This is a genomic window from Flavobacterium pisciphilum (genome assembly GCF_020905345.1).
GTDB classification, from domain to species: domain Bacteria; phylum Bacteroidota; class Bacteroidia; order Flavobacteriales; family Flavobacteriaceae; genus Flavobacterium; species Flavobacterium pisciphilum.
In genome coordinates, this window is the sequence record NZ_JAJJMO010000001.1 from 382,070 (window position 1) to 399,489 (window position 17,420).

Genomic DNA, 17,420 nt, shown 5'->3' on the forward strand with positions numbered 1-17,420 from the left:
TCTTTTTAAAATAAACTTTGATATTCCTTTGGAAAAACGCCATACATCTCATTAAATCGTTTTGCTAAATAAGAAACATTCGCATAGTTTAATTTATGAGCCACTTCATTTACTGTAAACTTTCCTGTTTCTAGTAACTCTTTGGCACGATATAATTTATTATTGTAAAAATAGGTTCCTGGATTCACCCCAGAGATTTTGGCAAATAACTTCTTGTATTTTGAAGGGGACATAGAAACTTGTTCTGCCAAAAAAATCACACCAGGAAACGGTCCCTCAATATTACTTTGCAGCATCGCTTTTGAGGTTATAATGCTCTTTATATCAACATTGATTGTTTTGTCTATAATAATTTTTTTATTTCCTAACTGATTCAGATAATTGCCTATTAATCCATAAATAAGACCTTTAAAATAAGTTTCATATAAGGGATTATCATAGGGTGTTTTCCTAAAATCTTTTATTAAAATTAAACTATCAAGACACATACGATCCAAACGGATAATTGTATTTTTTTCAGCATCAAGAATTATATTTGCAATTGGTGCTATTTTGGTTATTTTAGCAAAATACTTTTTTAAAGCTTCCTTATCAAATAGAATACAAATGACAAATATTCGAGTGCCATTTCTAACAATATAATGCATGTCTATTGCACAATCTACAACAGATAAATTAAAATTTAATTTTCCTATCAAAGTTGATTGCTTTTCTATAATGAATTCAACATCCAAATTAGTGAGATAAAAATACAGCCCTATAAAATTGGAGTTTTCATTGTGATATTTTAATAATACCTCTTCTTTATATGTTGTGTCAACCAACATAGCAGTAATGCCATCTTCTATTGGTAAAACAAAATGGGTTCCTTTCCAAATTTCATTATCACCTTTAATAAAATTTCCCTCTATAGAACCTCCTATGGCTTCAGCTAATACATCAATCCAATCCTGTTCTGTATTGTTGTTATGTGCAATTGTTTTCATACTAAAAGTTTAACTTATAATTTCATAATTCTTATTAATAAAAACTCTAAAAAAAAGCTAACCGCTTGCAAAAAACTAGTCCAATTATTTACCAATAATAGGTTGTAGTTATATTGTGTTTTGCATAAATAGCTAGAATTTTTAATAGATAATTTATTTAAGAAATCATTTTCCCTCTACATTCTCTAAAGTATAATCAAGAATTCAACCATGAAGCCCATTTTTCTTTATCCAAAACTTTTTTCAGAATCAGTTTCTCATAAATGCTTCAGGTTTTCATGCTCCTAGTCTGATAAGTCATATTTATATTATCATTTTTTTTAGGATATCTTTGTATGTTAAATGAACATTAACTATATATTATTTATGCTCATTATCTTTTTAATACATATTAATTATTATTACATTTGTTTTCATTTCTACAGATTACTCTTACATATTTTTATTTATAACTAAATCAACGTTTTGTGATTTCTTTTAACAAAAATAGTATTAGAGTATATTACAAAAGTATATCGGACATAGCTCTTTAAACTACCACAGATACTCATAAAATCAACATGAAAAGTTACATGACGCAAAATGAGTTGCCTTGTTTTTAAACCTTTTCAAGCAAAAAAAATCCCGATTACATCATGCAATCGGGAAATAGTATTCATTTCTAAATATGATTTATTCTACTAAGATGCCTTAAGCACAGTATGCGGTAAAACGCCAAAGTAATCTCTAAAAATAGACGAAAAGTAGGTGGTCTTATTATAACCTAATTCATAAGCTACATCACTAATTAATTTAAAATCACCACTTTCTAGTAATTCTTTTGCTAATATTAATTTTTCGTTTTTAAAAAATAAAGCAGGGCTCATTCCAAATATAGTATTATATAAGCTTCTATATTTTGTAGGCGACATATGTGCAATATTTGCTAAGAATTCTATTCCTGGAAATGGAGATGCTAGATTGGACAACAAATACTGTTGACTAAGCATGACCGCATCAATGTCTTTTTCGAAGTGAGTTCCAGTATTAGGCATTTTAGCTTTTAATCTTTCTATTAAATATCCCAATAAAGTAAAAACTGATCCTTTTAATAAAAATTCATAACTAGGATTGTCTATATTTTGCTGCTTTAAACCATGCAATATCACTTTACTTCGACTATCAATATGACCATAAAAGAACATTTTCTTTCTTTCATCATCAAAGATTTCTTCAAAATCCTTCTCAAATTCTGAATCATTAAAAAATGTTTTCATGTATGATTTACGAATAAGCAGTCGTAATGAATAAAACCGTTCTCCTACTGTAGCCAAATAACTACTCGCAATCTTGTTATCTACAATCGCAAAATTTAGTTTTGACTTATACCCTATTTTATGACTTACATCATCTACGATGTGTTTACTAAAACTCTCGCTCAAATCATAATAAACAATCCAAAAATCATCTTCATAAGGCATTCGCATAAAGTGAATCGGTCTATTTAAAACCAAATCAATAATATCAACAGATACATCTGGGAGAATTTCCAAAAAATAACTAGAGCCACTAGCCGTTTCAGGAGGTAAACTCATAACATTATCTACAATTTTAGCATCTAACTCATTAACAAATTTTTGTTGCCATGCAGGTGTTATGGAATAAAAGTGTTTAAACTCGAGGGTTAAATTACTCATGAATATATTTATAATAAATTTTGGTATTCTTTTGGGAAGATCCCGTATTTGCTATTAAATCGCTTTGCTAAATAAGAAATATTTGCATAATTTAATTTATCCGCAACCTCGCTAACTGTATATTGTCCTGTTTCTAATAACTCTTTGGCGCGTTCTATTTTTTTGCCATAAAAGTAACTCCCAGGACTTAATCCAGAAATTTTAGTAAATAGCTTTTTATATTTTGATGGTGACATAGACACTTTTTCTGCCAAAAAATCCACTCCTGGAAATACTTCATCAATAGACTCTAATAACATGACTTTGGAGACAAGAATACTCTTTACATCATCACTCATTACCTTACCAATTATAAATTTTTTAGTCAATAATTGCTCTAGATAATTTCCGATTAAATTATTTATCAATCCTTTAAAATAAAAATTAAACAACGAATTATCATACGTTATTTTCATAAAATCTTTTATTAAAGCAGCACACTCCGTATTCATTCGATCCATCCACACAATAGTATTCTTTTCAGCATCAAAAATATCCTTGGTAATTGCTTTTAATGCTGGAATTTTGTCCATATATCCTCTTAGTAATGTTTTATCTATGTATATACTAATTATATATGTTCTATTATCTTTGTTAATTACATAATTAAAATCTAAAACACAATCCATAATTAATAAATTATAATCTTGCTTGCCTATTAATGTAGCTTCATCATCTAAAATAAAATTAATATCTTGGTTCAAAACATAAAAATAAAACCCTATAAAATGATCCACATCATTTTTAAATTCTAATAATGTGGTATCTTTATAAGTAACATCTCCCATCATGGCAGATCTATTATTATCCCATGGCAAAACATAATGTGTTCCTTCGTATAATTCGTTATTTCCTTTAATAAAATTTCCATCAATAGTACCTCCCAAGGCTTTCGCCAATATATCAATCCATTCTAAATCCGCACCACGTCTAAGAGTTATCACTTTCATAAGAAAAAAATGTTTATTATAAAATTAATAAAAAACGCTCAGAATCACCCCTATAATTTCATTATAATCACTCTAAATACTAGGCTTCAGACAAAATATATGCACTTATTTTTTCATGAGAAACATCCTAAAAAAAGAAGTTAAATTAATTATTTTTTATATTATTTTTCTTTCTATTTATGCAAAATGTTTAGCTTGGCAAATAACAATAAGCAAAAGAAAAATCAATACTTCTCCATCTTTTTAAATTGTGAATATCTATTTCATGAATTGTTGATTTCTTTTTCATTAAAATCTATCTTTGACACCCTTAAAAAAAAATAAATGAGCACAATTTGGTACGAATGCAAAGTAAAATATAGAAAGACAGATGATATTGGAACACAAAAGGTTACAACTGAACCTTATTTGGTAGATGCTTTATCTTATACAGAAGCTGAAACCAGAATTAATGAAGAAATGTCTGCCTATATTAGTGAAGAATTTAAAATCACAAATATAAAAATGGCTAATTATGCCGAAATTCACCCTTTTGAAAATGCAGATCGTTGGTTTAAATCAAAAGTTTCTTTAATGGCGTATGACGAAGAAAGTGGTAAAGAACGTAGATCAAACATGTATATATTAGTTCAAGCCAATGACGTAAAAGAGGCTTATGACAATACAATTGCTATAATGAAAAACACCATGGGTGATTACACTATTCCTGCTATTGCTGAATCTCCTATTATGGATGTTTTCCCTTATTTTAGTGGTGAAGAAGGAGAAATGGAACAATTGGAAAGATTCAATGCTCTTAAGGCTTCAAAACCAGAATTGGTTGCTGCTGGAGAAACAGGAGATGATTTTGTTGGAGCAGAAAGTGAATAATACACTTTAACTTTTATAATCGTTTATGAGAAGAGGACTTTTTTAGTCCTCTTCTTTATTTATATATGGACTTTATAAAATAGAAAAAGCCATTAAACACTTACTCTATTATTTTATCAATACATGTTTGCTCAATACAGTTCCAAGTAGTACCATTATAAAGCTTTAAACAATTACTGATAGTATCGTAAACAAGCATTCCTTCAACTGGGATAGCAATAGTTATTTCTGGTGAAGCAACTTTACTAATTGCAAACCCTTTTTCTTTAGATTCTAAAATTAAAGCTCCGTTTCTTTGATTCACTGCAGGGTGATTTTTACGATCCAGACTAGAAATAATTGTCAAAGAACCTGCTTGCGTACCTATAACAATACCCGGTTTATAACAAACTCCACACGTGTGATCAAGTGTAATAACAATAGAACTAGAAGGAGACACACAGTTGTATTTTTCAGAATAATAATACGCAGTATAAGTTCCGCTAGTAGTAACGGCTGTAGGATCTATAACCACTACTCCTTTCGCATCTTTCCAAACTAAAACTGTTCCAAATGGTTTTGAGGATGTAACAAGACTATTTAAATCTAAAGCCAAATCTTGACAAATTACTCCTTTATTTACTAAAATTGGGGCTTCATCACCCGCTGCACAAGAAAAAATCACTTTATTATTACTAGTATAACTACCTGATGTCGTACCAAAATTCATTGAAATACCGATACCATTATCAATATTAAGTCCAGGGTTTATAGTATTTTTAAAAGTCATCTCACTTCCTAAATTAGCATTTAATAAACCATAGTAAGCAGAAAAATAACCACTCCACGGCACGCCTCCAATATACTCAAAAGCTTCATAGGAAGGTTCTCTTGTTACTCCAACAACCAAATTAGGGGCTGTACCAGATACAAATCCTGGCCCAACATCTTTCCCTTCCAGATAAGAATCCCAACCATGTGCCAATTTCACTTCTTCAGTATTCCCAGATGGTATAGTTATCGAATAATCTATAAAAAAATAATTATCTGGAAGATTATAAACATATTTTACTGTCAAATCATAAGTCAAGCCATTTTTGACAGCAGCGAGTTTGATTTCATTTTTAAAATGACCAAGAGAATATTCTATATGACTTTGTTGTGTACTGCTAACAACCTCTAGCCTCGTTCTAGGTAACGTTGTTAATAATAATGTTCCACCAGTAAAATAAGTATTGCCAACAGAAAGTACGATACCATGTGTACTCCCTGGAACACCATATAGATCTGAAGTACCTTTAACTAAATTGTTGCCCGAACTATATATTTGATTCGAATTTTTCCTTCGGACTTGCATATTTGCAGCACCTGATAAAGTAATTCTAAGTCCATCATCTGCATTTGTCCCACCCGTTTTGTTTATCACTGTTTGGCCATAGAAACTAGCTTTGCAGCTATCCTCATTGTCATTACGAATAAAACGATATAATTGTCCACTTGCTGGGAGTTTATCTATATTAGAGATAAAATTTATAGAAGCGACAGGATTTACACCACTATTATGCAACCATAATTGTTTAGCTTCCACAGTTAAATCAATGCCGTTAAATATACCAATAGAAGCGGCGCTTGTGTTTGTATTTAAATTTGGCTCCTGATTATAGATATATTCTATACTATTGGTTCCTTCATACAACTTAACCTGAAAAGAAATTACAGGCGAAGAAGCATTATAAGCCCACTTCCAGTTTTTCCACTCCGCAGTAAGAACCCTATTTGGTGCTACACCTGTAGTACGATATGAAAAAACTCCACCAACTCCACTTAAATCATCCCATAAAGGAGCTAGTAAAGTCAGGTTATTAGGATATAGTGAGACAATTGAGTTCTCTTCAACAAAAAAAGGAAAATTAAAAGAGATAGTTCCATTTGAACTAGCATAAAAATCATAGTAAATTTCACATCCAAATTGAAAAGAAAAGCCTATGGGTAACTTACCACTCCCAATATTATCAGAACTAAGGGTTGGAACAACTTCTCCCCCTGTAAGATAATTAAAGGTGCTATTCTCGCTTTTAAAAGTATATGGGATACTTGGCTTTTCACGCCCTCCCCCCTGAGGTTGCTGAGCAACAATCTTTACTGGGCACCAAAGTAGCAGTACAAAAATTACTATTTTATAACTATCTAATAAAAAATATCTCATTAAAAAAAAATTATATTAACTACTCCATTTTATCAATTACAAACATTATAATCATATCTTAATTAAGGACAAAGTTAGAAAGACATTTTCCCTCATTACTACCATTTAAAATCATAAAACCAATACAATAAGTCATCTTAAATTAAAAGGTTCTTTATGAAGAAAGTTGTTAAAGAACGTAGCTCAAACATGTACATATTAGTTCAAGCCAATGACAAAAGAGGCTTATGACAATACAATCGCTATAATGAAAAATACCATGGGTGATTACACTATTCCTGCTATTGCTGAATCTTCTATTATGGATGTTTTCTCTTATTTTAGTTGTGAAGAAGGAGAAATGGAACAAATAGAAAAAGCCATTCTTAACAGGAATGGCTTTATTGACTCTCTTTGAAGTCACAGATTGTAAATTTACATTATCAAGTTTTAAATCTTTTATTTATTTCCAAAACGACCATTCATTCCCATTATAAATACACATCACTTTTTTGACGGTATCATAACAAATTGTACCCGCCATAGGTTTAACTATATTTAAATGAGGAGAGCCCACTTTAGGTAATATCAATGCTTTATCGGTAGTTTGCAAAACAAGTACTCCTTTTACTGAACTGCTTAAATCTCCAATAACTGTTCCCCCATCTACTTCTGGAATTCCATTTTGTTCTAACAAATTTACAGCACCAGTATTTATAGATAAATCTATCCAAGTTACACCGTTATAATACATAACTTTTTTTTGAATAGCATTATAAATTAACATGCCTGGAGTTAAAGCAATTCCTGTAGGTAATGTAGTTACCCAAGGTAAAACGATTCCTGAAACACCTCCTGTACCAAAATCTAATATTCCTGAACCTTCTACATTGTGCTTGCCAATTGCCACTTGGGCGTTTGCAGTTAATCCAGCACCAATCGTCAAAATTATAAATAATATGTTTTTCATTTTTCAAGTTGATTATTAATTAAATACTTACTCTATTATTTTATCAATACATGTTTGCTCAATACAGTTCCAAGTAGTACCATTATAAAGCTTTAAACAATTACTGATAGTATCGTAAACAAGCATTCCTTCAACTGGGATAGCAATAGTTATTTCTGGTGAAGCAACTTTACTAATTGCAAACCCTTTTTCTTTAGATTCTAAAATTAAAGCTCCGTTTCTTTGATTCACTGCAGGGTGATTTTTTCGATCCAGACTAGAAATAATTGTCAAAGAACCTGCTTGCGTACCTGTAACAATACCCGGTTTATAACAAACTCCACACGTATGATCAAGTGTAATAACAATAGAACTAGAAGGAGACACACAGTTGTATTTTTCAGAATAATAATACACCGTATAAGTTCCGCTAGTAGTAACGGCTGTAGGATCTATAACCACTACTCCTTTTGCATCTTTCCAAACTAAAACTGTACCAAATGGTTTTGAGGATGTAACAAGACTATTTAAATCTAAAGCCAAACCTTGACAAATTACTCCTTTATTTACTAAAATTGGGGCTTCATTTCCCGCTGCACAAGAAAAAACCACTTTATTATTACTTGTATAACTACCTGATGTTGTACCAAAATTCATTGAAATACCGATACCATTATCAATATTAAGTCCAGGGTTTATAGTGTTTTTAAAAATCATCTCACTTCCTAAATCATCATTTAATAAACCATAGTAAGCAGAAAAATAACCACTCCATGGCACACCTCCAATATACTCAAAAGCTTCATAGGAGGGTTCTCTTGTTACTCCAACAACCAAATTAGGGGCTGTACCAGATACAAATCCTGGCCCAACATCTTTCCCTTCTAGATAAGAATCCCAACCATGTGCCAGTTTAACTTCTTCAGTATTGCCAGATGGTATAGTTATCATATAATCTATAAAAAAATAATTATCTGGAAAATTATAAATATATTTTACTGTCAAATAATAAGTCAAGCCATTTTTGACGGCAGCGAGTTTAATTTCATTTTCAAAATGACCAAGAGGAGATTCTATATGGCTTTGCAGTGTACTACTAACAACCTCTAGTCTATTTTTAGCTAACGTTTCTAATAATGTTCCACCAGCAAAATAAGTATTCCCAACAGAAAGTACGATACCATGTGTACTCCCTGGAACACCGTATGGATCTGAAGTACCTTTAACTAAATTGTTAACAGGATTATATATTTGATTTAAATATTTCCTTCGGATTTGCATATTTGCAGCACCTGATAAGGTAATTTTAAGTCCATCAACTGTATTTGTCCCACCCGTTTTGTTTATTATTGTTTGTCCATAGAAACTAGCTTTACAGTGATCGTCATTGTCATTACGAGTAAATCGATATAATTGTCCATTTGCTGGGCGTTTACTTATATTAGAGATAAAATTTATAGAAGCGACAGGATTCACACCACTATTATTCAACCATAATTGTTTAGCTGGCGCATTAAAATCAATACCATTAAATATACCAATAGAAGCGCTTGAGTTTGTATTTAAACCTAGCTCCTGATTATAGATATATTCTATACTATTGGTTCCTTCATACAACTTAACCTGAAAAGAAATTACAGGCGAAGAAGCATTATAAGCCCACTTCCATTTTTTCCACTCCGCAATAAGAACCCTATTTGGTGCTACACCTGTAGTACGATATGAAAAAACACCACCAATTCCACTTAAATCATCCCATAAAGGAGCTAGCAAAGTCAAATCACTAGGAACTAGCGAGGCAATTGAGTTGTTTTCACGAATAAAAGGAACATTAAAAGAAATTGTTCCATTTGAACTAGCATAAAAATCAGAATAAATTTCACATCCAAATTGAAAAGAGAAACCTATGGGCAACTTATCACTCACACTATCATCAAAACTAAGGGTTGGAACAACTTCTCCCCCAGTAAGGTAATTAAAAGTGCTACTCTCACTTTTAAAACTATATGAGATACTTGGTCCCCCCCACTGTGCTTCCTGAGCAATACTATTTACTGGGCACCAAAATAGCACTACAAAAATTACTATTTTATAACTATCAAATAAAAAATATCTCATTAAAAAAAAATTATATTAACTACTCCATTTTATCAATTACAAACATGTAATCATATTTTAATTAGGGGCAAAGTTAGATATACATTTTTCCCCATTACTACCATTTAAAATCATAAAATAAATACAATAAGTCATCCTAAATTAAAATTATACAGCTAAAGACATTGATTCAAATCAAAAGTCTCTTTATGAAGAAAGTGATAAAAAACGTAGGTTAAACATGTACATATTAGTTCAAGCCAATGATGTAAAAGAGGCTTATGACAATACAATCGTTATAATGGAAAATGCTATGGGTATTTATACTATTCCTGATTTTATTGGAGCTGAAGCTGAGCAATAACTTTGCTTTTATAATCGTTTATAAGAAGAGTGATTTTTTAGTCCTCTTTTTTATTTATCAACACGGACTATTTAAAATAGAAAAGCCATTCCTATTAAGGAATGGCTTTTTTAGATTCATTTTGAAGTCACAGAATGTAAATCTGTGCTACTTAGGTTTACATTAATTTATCAGTTGATTACGTGCCGCTTTCAAACCTGTTATTAATAATATTACTGCCATTAGTAAAAGAAAATACAACGACAAATTCCATGTATTATCAAATTCATATAACTTACCAAAAATAGGTGGCCCAAACGCTGCCAATAGATAACCTACAGATTGCGCCATACCAGATATTCTTGTAGCAGTATGACTATCTCCTGTACGAAGCACAAAAAACATCATTGACAAGCTAAAAGCCAGTCCTGAGGAGATTCCAAATAATATAACAGCAGCATAGATATATTGCAATTGAAACATCATAATAAGCAATACACTAACAAACATTCCTGCTGCAACAATTAGAACCAAAATCTTTTGATTGGAAAGTTTAGATGCGATAATAGGTCCTAAAAAAGTTAAAGGAAGCATTGCCAATTGCATAAAAGACAAAACCCATCCGCTTTCTTCTTTTGGCATACCAAACCCTTGTAATAACATAGGAAGCCAAGTCACAATAGAATAATACATTAGAGACTGTAATCCCATGAAGATACTAATTTGCCATGCTAATGGAGATTTAAAAATATTTATATTGCTTTTTGTAATTTCTGTTTTTTCAACATTTTCTTTACTTTTTAGCACGATTGGGATCCATAACAAGAAGGAAAAAACACCAATCCATATCCATATTCCCAAAGAACCTTTCCAGCCAAGACCACTTAACTTACCAATTGCAATGCTAAAACCAGAAGCAAGAGCTGCTGTTAGATTCATCGATACAGAATAAAAACCGATAACCATTCCAGATTTATCAGGGAACGTTTTCTTTATATATCCTGGCACCAAAACATTACCAATGCATATTGCTATACCTAAAATAGCTGAGCCTATAAATAATGTAGCTACGGTATCTAAAACTCTTATATATAACCCTGCGATTAATAACGCTATAGAAAACAATAAAAACTTCTCTATACTTAGTTTTCTTGATAACTGTCCTACCAAAATTGATAGAAATGCAAATGCCATTAAAGGAATGGTTGTAAGCAATCCAGCTTCGCTATTTGATAGTTGTAGTGAACTACTTATTTCAGTTAGTACAGGCCCAAGGGCTGTAAGTGGTGCACGTAATGTAGAGGCTACAAATATTATTCCTATAAATGGTAGCGCAATCTTAAAGCCAAATTCCGACTTATTTTTCCAGTTATTTTTATGCTTATTCATATGTTATTTTAACTTCTGCAAATTTAAAATGGATATTATAATTAAATTTGCCATATGTTTAATCTAAAACGACAACAAACACACTCTGCCATGGAAAATGAAAAACCAAGTGAATTAGTAGATCGTATTGAAAAAAAAGCCCATGTGTGGTTTGAGGACAATTGGATACATGATACCGAAGAGCACTTTCATGAAAGAGCACAACTTGTTTATGTAGAGAAAGGATTTCAATATTTGCATGTTGAAGGTCGGATTTATCTTTTACCTCAAAATCATGCAGCATGGATTCCCTCTAATCTATCGCACAGGACAACTGCATCTTCGGACAATATAAATCTAAGAACCATTTTTTACTCTATTGGCAAAAAAGATAATTTATATGATAAACTAAAAATATTTTCTGTTCCTCCAGTCCTCCGTGAAATTATCTCTTATTCGGCTAAGTGGAGTAAAATAGAACAATATTCAGTTGCAGAAGAAGCCTTTTTGAATGCCATTTTTGTAGAATTACCAAGCTTCTTTGAAAATGTAATGACTTTAAATATTGCAGTTCCAAATGATGAACGGTTGTTACAAATAAGTAACTTCATTATTGACAATATCGGAGATGACCTGCAAGTTAGTGCAATTGCAGAAAACAATAATATGTCATTACGTTCCCTAGAAAGAGTCTTTAAAAAAGAAACTACAATTACGATTTCAAAGTATATTCAATTGGTACGAATTATTAAAGGCGTTGAATTTTTAACTACTGGTAAATATTCGGTATCACAAGTAGCTTATCTTGTAGGTTACAAAAGCCTACAAGCGTTCAGTTCTAGTTTTTTTCAAATTTTAAATAAAAGACCTAATGAGTTTTTAGGAGTTTAATATAGTGTTAATCAAATTCAAGAAGCTTTTCAAGAACATTTCTCCTATAATCTGATTTAAAAAACAAAAAAACCACTCCTTTTAAGAAGTGGTTTTTCGATTATGATTGCTGTAGTTCAAAATCTGCTCATATTAGTAAAGTTTAATAACCTGTCCATCTACTGGAATGATTACTTTATCAGAGATTCCATTACTCTTGACATATTCGGCAAGTTCTTTACGACTAAGAATACAATGGTTAATTGCCTCCATGTGTACAGCTATTATTGTTGCATTAGGCAAAACTTTGTGTACTCTCGTTACATCTTCTTTCCCCATAATAATTGCTCCAAAGCCATTTACTTGAGCAAAGCCAGTATTCAAGACAACAACATCTGGATTTAACTTTCTCAAATTAGACTCAAAAGAACTCGTCCAGATTGCGTCTCCTACAAAGTAAACTGACTTCTGTCCTGATTCCTTAAAGAAAAAACCTGAAGCCTCACCCATAATGGCTGCCATCTGAGGATTAGCATATAATTCGTCCGATCCATGTTGCGCTTCTGTTTTTTGAAACTTAATATTTTCAAAATGAGATTTATCAGATAAAATGCGGACATCTTTAAAACCAACAGACTTAATTGCTTCGGCATCCTGTTCGTTTTGAGCATAAAGAGGTTTGTCTTTCGGAAGTATCTTTATTGCAACCTCATCCCAATGATCTGGATGTAAATGAGTCACAATAATTGCATCTGGATTTAGAAGGCTTTCTGCTGGAACGGGAAGTTCTACAAGTGGATTGCGCAAATGCGAATTTGCAGTCCCCTCAAACCCTGGATAAGCTCCTTTTTTTGCCAACATTGGATCAATAAGGAATTCTTTGCCAGCATAATTAAATACCAAAGTTGCATTTCTGATTAATTGAATACTTGCCTTTTTATTAGTAGTTGCTTGTCCATAAGAAACTACCATAAATAAACTTACTGCAATACCTAAAAACATTCTTTTCATGTCCATTTTATTTACATAATTAGTATCTACCACCCTACCTCTGGCATGAGATATAGAGCGATAAATTATAATACAAAAGTAAGTATGGGGTTATTTTGAAAAGCTACCAAACAACTATGAAAATATACCATTTTGATAATCCAACATGAATTGACTAGTCGTTATTCCTGTTTGTGCCTTAAAAAAACGCATCATGTGGTTAGGCTCTGAAAAATGAAGCTCATGTGCTATCTCAGTCACTGTTTTACCAGAATGTATAAGATCATTCTTTATTTCAAAAAGAAGTCGCTGTTTTAAAAGATGCGTAGCAGTAACATTAAACTGTTTTTTTACTGCTGCATTTATAGTAATTCTGCTTACTCCTAATAAAAGAACATAATCATCAATCCGTTGTTTTTCTCTGATATGTAGTTCTAATAATTGTTTAAACTGATAAGCATAATTATTCTCTGGTCGATCAAGAGAAAGATTATTTTTAGAAGCATATTCGCGATTGAATTTCTGCAAAACATAATAAATAAGTGAACGAATTATATGAATACTATCAGGTTTGCTATCTATGATTTCAACCTTAATCTCAGTAAGTAAATTACAATATTTTTGAAGATCCTCTTTCTCTATACTAATGTTTAAAGGATAATTCAACTGATAGAAATACAACAACCGATATGAAAAGAGTTTGTCTGAGAAAAAATCATTCAAAAAGTCTTCTTGAAAAACCAGTATGGTAAAATCCAATCCGTCAGCTTCTAAGTTCCATTGTCTTTTCTGAAATGGCGAAATAAAAACAATCGTATTGTCTGTAATATCAATTTTTCTTTGATTTAAAATCACTGATCCTTTAGCCTTTTTAAAAAGTAAAATTTCAAAAAAATCAGTATTGTAAGCATCTGTGTTCAAATAATTTTCTTTTACCTGATCTCCATGCAATACATTAAGAAGCACCTCAACGCCACAGTCTGATTTATTAAATTTGATTGTTTTCAATTTATTGATTTTTAATATTTAAAATTGATATATTTTTATTATCTAAAATTCTAATTATAAAGATTAAATACACTTTTATATAAAGTAATTATTTAAGATAAATTATCATCTCAAAATTAAATAACATACATACTCAACTTGATACCAAAGTAGTCAAAATACATACCATTTTGATAACATAATACCTTTTATATTTTAGTGCTTAGTCTCTGTTATAAGTTTTCAGTCACAGTAATCAATCATAGAGTATTAACTCTCAATATATAATCTGCTAAATCCCCTAAATCTGCGTGCTGAGAAAGTGTTCAGTCACAGTATTGAGTTTAAAATAGAAGCTTGCCTTCCTTGCGTAAATCTTTGCAAACTTTGCGGTTAATACTCCGTTACAAGTCTTCAGTCACAGTGCTTAACAGTAGAGTATTTACTCTCAATAAATAATCTGCTAAATCCCCTAAATCTGCGTGCTAAGAAAGTATTCAGTTTAAAATAAACCGTTGCCTTCCTTGCGTAAATCTTTGCGAACTTTGCGGTTAATACACAGTTACAAGTTTTCAGTTGTAGTTAATACACAGGTTCAATTTTACTTCCTATTTCGTAACCACTTATCTACGGGTTCAATAGCGGTATTAACTATAATTACTAAAAATGTACAGATTAAAGCTTCTGTAAAATAACCCGATGCTGAGATACATCCTATTGCAGCACTACACCATATTGTAGCTGCCGAATTTAATCCATGCACATTAGACCCTTCTCTAAAAATTACTCCTGCCCCAAGAAATCCAACCCCCATAACCACTTGGGCAGTAATACGAGTTACATCAATATTGGGAGCTGTTCCTGCAACTTTGATTGACAACAATACAAATGCTGCTGCTCCTGTTGCTACCAACATATTCGTTTTTAACCCCGTTTCCTTATGATGCCATTGTCTTTCGAAACCAATAATCAATCCTGCAAAAGTTGCAATTACAAGGCGTATTAAAAATTCTTTTGTATCCAAAATAATAACTTTTTTTATTATTAAAACATTCTTTTTTATGAATTTAAAATATTAAACTATTACTTTAAATAAGTCAATTTAAGCGCTTTAAAATCATATCAAACTTAATATTATAAATTACTCAAAATGCAAGGCTTCAATTGGATCTAGTTTTGATGCTTTTAGAGCTGGGTAATACCCAAAAAAGATTCCTGTGATAGCACAAACTAAAAACGAAAGAATAACTGAAGACTCCGAAATTAATGTTGGCCAATGCAAGAAATATTGGATCAACTCAGAAGCCACAATTCCTAAAACTATACCTATCAATCCTCCTGTTAAACTAATTAATATCGCTTCGACTAAAAACTGCAATAAGATATCTCTTCCGTTTGCTCCAATAGACATACGTAATCCTATTTCTTTAGTTCGCTCAGTAACCGAAACATACATGATATTCATAATTCCGATTCCACCTATCAAAAGTGAAATACCCGAAATTGCAGTTAGCAGTACAGTTAATAGCTGACTGGTTGAACTAAACGTATTAATTAATTCTGCCTGCGTTCGTACCGAAAAATCATCTTCATCTTTAGCTTTAAGCCGATGTGCTGTACGCATTATTTGCCCAATCTCATCGGTTGCCAATTGTGTTAAACTCTCATCGGCTGTAGATGCATAAATATTTTGTAGATAAATTGAGTTTGTTATTCTTTTCTGTACAGTTGTAAAGGGAGATATAATAATATCATCTTGATCTTGCCCAAATGCATTTTCCCCCTTAGATTCTAATACTCCAATCACTCTAAAAGGAATCTTATTAAACCTAATGATCTGCCCTATCGGATTTACACCATACGGAAATATATTATCTACTACCGTTTGACCAATAAGACATACCTTATTTGCAGTATGTATATCTGATTCTCGAAAAATGATACCTTCCTTTAATGGCCAGTCTCTAATTTTAAGATAATCAATGCTTACTCCTTGCATTGTAGTTGGCCAGTTAAGTGCACCATTTATTGCCTGTCCCTTGCTTGATACAGCGGGAGAAATAGCGTTTAAATATTTTGTTTCTTTTTTTAATGCATCAACATCACTAAGCGTAAGCGTTTGCACACTGGATATATCCAAACGTGCTCCAGCAGTTACATTACTGTTTGGTCTAATCGTAATCATGTTCGAACCCATACTAGATAATTGATCCTGTATACTTTTCTTAGAACCTTGTCCTATGGCCACCATTGCAATAACTGAAGCCACACCAATAATAATCCCCAGCATTGTCAATAATGCGCGGAGCTTATTGCGGCGTAACGCTTTTAAAGCTATTAGAAAAAGATTAGCTATTTTCATATTTATAATCTTCATCTACACGAAAATCTGCAAGCATTTGTTTGGCAGACTTTATGTTTTGGTTATTAAAATCTTTAATGATTCTTCCGTCACGAAGTGTTACTGTTCTGTTACTAAAAGCAGCTATATCTGGCTCGTGAGTTACAAAGATTATTGTTTTACCTTGTGCATTTAATTCCTGAATTAAAGCCATGATTTCATAGGACGTTCTTGTATCTAGATTCCCTGTAGCTTCATCGGCAAGAATCATTACAGGATCGTTTACTAATGCTCTCGCAATAGCAACACGTTGTTGTTGTCCTCCTGAAAGTTGATTCGGAAAGTGATCTAGCCTATCTGCTAGTTTTACTGCTTCTAGTGCATGAATAGCTCTTTCTCTTCTTTCTTTTGTAGATACTTTTGAATTATATAATAATGGAAGTTCAACGTTTTCTATAGCTGAAGTGCGCGCCAAAAGATTGTATGACTGAAAGATAAAACCAATCTTGGTATTCCTCAATGCAGCCAATTCATTTTTAGAAAGTGATTTTACGTTTACCTCGTCCAACAAATAATTCCCATCCGAAGGTTTATCCAAGCATCCCAGAATATTAAGCAAGGTCGTTTTTCCAGAACCACTACTTCCCATAATAGTGACAAACTCTCCTTCCATAACATCAAAAGACACTCCTTTTAAGGCTCTAACTGTCTCAGATCCCATGGTGAATTCTCTTTTTAAGTCTTGTATTTCTAGAATCTTTTTACCCATCACAATTAATTTTGTGTTTTG

Annotated in this window: 14 protein-coding genes and 2 pseudogenes; 4 read left to right on the plus strand and 12 right to left on the minus strand. The window is 31.8% G+C overall.

Annotated elements, in window-relative coordinates; translation table 11 throughout:
* Nucleotides 1-5: 5 nt before the first annotated feature.
* The 3 genes from LNQ49_RS01570 to LNQ49_RS01580 all read right to left on the minus strand — a co-directional run bounded on the left by LNQ49_RS01570 (nucleotide 6) and on the right by LNQ49_RS01580 (nucleotide 3,651).
* Complete coding sequence (locus LNQ49_RS01570; protein ID WP_229987029.1) at nucleotides 6-986, minus strand: helix-turn-helix transcriptional regulator; 981 nt, start codon at nucleotides 984-986, stop codon at nucleotides 6-8.
* Nucleotides 987-1,666: 680 nt separating this feature from the next.
* Entirely contained in the window at nucleotides 1,667-2,662 is a 996-nt protein-coding gene (locus LNQ49_RS01575) for a helix-turn-helix transcriptional regulator (protein WP_229987030.1), read from the minus strand.
* An 8-nt stretch (nucleotides 2,663-2,670) separates the two neighbouring features.
* The gene (locus tag LNQ49_RS01580) at nucleotides 2,671-3,651 is read right to left on the minus strand and encodes a helix-turn-helix transcriptional regulator (RefSeq protein ID WP_229987031.1); all 981 of its coding nucleotides are present in this window, start codon (nucleotides 3,649-3,651) and stop codon (nucleotides 2,671-2,673) included.
* A gap of 324 nt (nucleotides 3,652-3,975) precedes the next feature.
* Here LNQ49_RS01580 and LNQ49_RS01585 point away from each other — a divergent pair, with 324 nt between their 5' ends.
* On the plus strand, nucleotides 3,976-4,521 hold the full coding sequence (locus LNQ49_RS01585) for a DUF4494 domain-containing protein (RefSeq protein ID WP_229987032.1): 546 nt from the start codon (nucleotides 3,976-3,978) through the stop codon (nucleotides 4,519-4,521).
* Nucleotides 4,522-4,621: 100 nt separating this feature from the next.
* Here the strand turns inward: LNQ49_RS01585 and LNQ49_RS01590 are convergent, their stop codons facing one another.
* On the minus strand, nucleotides 4,622-6,706 hold the full coding sequence (locus tag LNQ49_RS01590; RefSeq protein WP_229987033.1) for a hypothetical protein: 2,085 nt from the start codon (nucleotides 6,704-6,706) through the stop codon (nucleotides 4,622-4,624).
* A 171-nt stretch (nucleotides 6,707-6,877) separates the two neighbouring features.
* Between LNQ49_RS01590 and LNQ49_RS01595 the strand changes: the two are divergent.
* A pseudogene (locus LNQ49_RS01595) lies at nucleotides 6,878-7,103 on the plus strand (DUF4494 family protein); the annotation flags it as partial.
* A 45-nt stretch (nucleotides 7,104-7,148) separates the two neighbouring features.
* On the opposite strand, the gene LNQ49_RS01600 reads toward LNQ49_RS01595, so the two are convergent.
* Nucleotides 7,149-7,655 (minus strand): hypothetical protein, encoded by a 507-nt coding sequence (locus tag LNQ49_RS01600; protein WP_229987034.1) that lies wholly within the window; start codon nucleotides 7,653-7,655, stop codon nucleotides 7,149-7,151.
* 27 nt (nucleotides 7,656-7,682) lie between these two features.
* Complete coding sequence (locus LNQ49_RS01605) at nucleotides 7,683-9,752, minus strand: hypothetical protein (RefSeq protein WP_229987035.1); 2,070 nt, start codon at nucleotides 9,750-9,752, stop codon at nucleotides 7,683-7,685.
* 190 nt (nucleotides 9,753-9,942) lie between these two features.
* Between LNQ49_RS01605 and LNQ49_RS23270 the strand changes: the two are divergent.
* A pseudogene (locus tag LNQ49_RS23270) lies at nucleotides 9,943-10,065 on the plus strand (DUF4494 family protein); the annotation flags it as partial.
* Between the two features lie 192 nt (nucleotides 10,066-10,257).
* Here the strand turns inward: LNQ49_RS23270 and LNQ49_RS01615 are convergent.
* The gene (locus tag LNQ49_RS01615) at nucleotides 10,258-11,463 is read right to left on the minus strand and encodes a CynX/NimT family MFS transporter (RefSeq protein WP_229987036.1); all 1,206 of its coding nucleotides are present in this window, start codon (nucleotides 11,461-11,463) and stop codon (nucleotides 10,258-10,260) included.
* A 90-nt stretch (nucleotides 11,464-11,553) separates the two neighbouring features.
* Between LNQ49_RS01615 and LNQ49_RS01620 the strand changes: the two genes are divergently transcribed.
* Nucleotides 11,554-12,333, plus strand: a complete 780-nt coding sequence (locus LNQ49_RS01620) for a helix-turn-helix domain-containing protein (protein WP_229987037.1) — start codon at nucleotides 11,554-11,556, stop codon at nucleotides 12,331-12,333.
* Between the two features lie 132 nt (nucleotides 12,334-12,465).
* On the opposite strand, the gene LNQ49_RS01625 is transcribed toward LNQ49_RS01620, so the two are convergent.
* From LNQ49_RS01625 to LNQ49_RS01645, 5 genes are all read right to left on the minus strand, one after another.
* Nucleotides 12,466-13,323 carry an MBL fold metallo-hydrolase gene (locus tag LNQ49_RS01625; RefSeq protein WP_229987038.1) on the minus strand — a complete coding sequence of 286 codons (858 nt, stop codon included), beginning with the start codon at nucleotides 13,321-13,323 and terminating at the stop codon, nucleotides 12,466-12,468.
* A 114-nt stretch (nucleotides 13,324-13,437) separates the two neighbouring features.
* Nucleotides 13,438-14,310: an AraC family transcriptional regulator gene (locus LNQ49_RS01630; protein ID WP_229987039.1), complete on the minus strand. Its 873-nt coding sequence runs from the start codon at nucleotides 14,308-14,310 to the stop codon at nucleotides 13,438-13,440.
* Nucleotides 14,311-14,890: 580 nt separating this feature from the next.
* Nucleotides 14,891-15,313 carry an MgtC/SapB family protein gene (locus LNQ49_RS01635; RefSeq protein WP_229987040.1) on the minus strand — a complete coding sequence of 141 codons (423 nt, stop codon included), beginning with the start codon at nucleotides 15,311-15,313 and terminating at the stop codon, nucleotides 14,891-14,893.
* 117 nt (nucleotides 15,314-15,430) lie between these two features.
* Nucleotides 15,431-16,651 (minus strand): ABC transporter permease, encoded by a 1,221-nt coding sequence (locus LNQ49_RS01640; protein WP_229987041.1) that lies wholly within the window; start codon nucleotides 16,649-16,651, stop codon nucleotides 15,431-15,433.
* Nucleotides 16,638-17,399: an ABC transporter ATP-binding protein gene (locus LNQ49_RS01645; protein ID WP_229991309.1), complete on the minus strand. Its 762-nt coding sequence runs from the start codon at nucleotides 17,397-17,399 to the stop codon at nucleotides 16,638-16,640. Before LNQ49_RS01645 ends, LNQ49_RS01640 begins: the two co-directional genes overlap by 14 nt.
* Nucleotides 17,400-17,420 lie beyond the last annotated feature (21 nt).

What these genes read in the sequence shown, in the direction of transcription:
- LNQ49_RS01570 (WP_229987029.1), bottom strand. Translation starts at nt 986, where the DNA reads ATGAAAACAATTGCACATAACAACAATACAGAACAGGATTGGATTGAT.
- LNQ49_RS01575 (WP_229987030.1), bottom strand. Translation starts at nt 2,662, where the DNA reads ATGAGTAATTTAACCCTCGAGTTTAAACACTTTTATTCCATAACACCT.
- LNQ49_RS01580 (WP_229987031.1), bottom strand. Translation starts at nt 3,651, where the DNA reads ATGAAAGTGATAACTCTTAGACGTGGTGCGGATTTAGAATGGATTGAT.
- LNQ49_RS01585 (WP_229987032.1), top strand. Translation starts at nt 3,976, where the DNA reads ATGAGCACAATTTGGTACGAATGCAAAGTAAAATATAGAAAGACAGAT.
- LNQ49_RS01590 (WP_229987033.1), bottom strand. Translation starts at nt 6,706, where the DNA reads ATGAGATATTTTTTATTAGATAGTTATAAAATAGTAATTTTTGTACTG.
- LNQ49_RS01600 (WP_229987034.1), bottom strand. Translation starts at nt 7,655, where the DNA reads ATGAAAAACATATTATTTATAATTTTGACGATTGGTGCTGGATTAACT.
- LNQ49_RS01605 (WP_229987035.1), bottom strand. Translation starts at nt 9,752, where the DNA reads ATGAGATATTTTTTATTTGATAGTTATAAAATAGTAATTTTTGTAGTG.
- LNQ49_RS01615 (WP_229987036.1), bottom strand. Translation starts at nt 11,463, where the DNA reads ATGAATAAGCATAAAAATAACTGGAAAAATAAGTCGGAATTTGGCTTT.
- LNQ49_RS01620 (WP_229987037.1), top strand. Translation starts at nt 11,554, where the DNA reads ATGGAAAATGAAAAACCAAGTGAATTAGTAGATCGTATTGAAAAAAAA.
- LNQ49_RS01625 (WP_229987038.1), bottom strand. Translation starts at nt 13,323, where the DNA reads ATGAAAAGAATGTTTTTAGGTATTGCAGTAAGTTTATTTATGGTAGTT.
- LNQ49_RS01640 (WP_229987041.1), bottom strand. Translation starts at nt 16,651, where the DNA reads ATGAAAATAGCTAATCTTTTTCTAATAGCTTTAAAAGCGTTACGCCGC.
- LNQ49_RS01645 (WP_229991309.1), bottom strand. Translation starts at nt 17,399, where the DNA reads ATGGGTAAAAAGATTCTAGAAATACAAGACTTAAAAAGAGAATTCACC.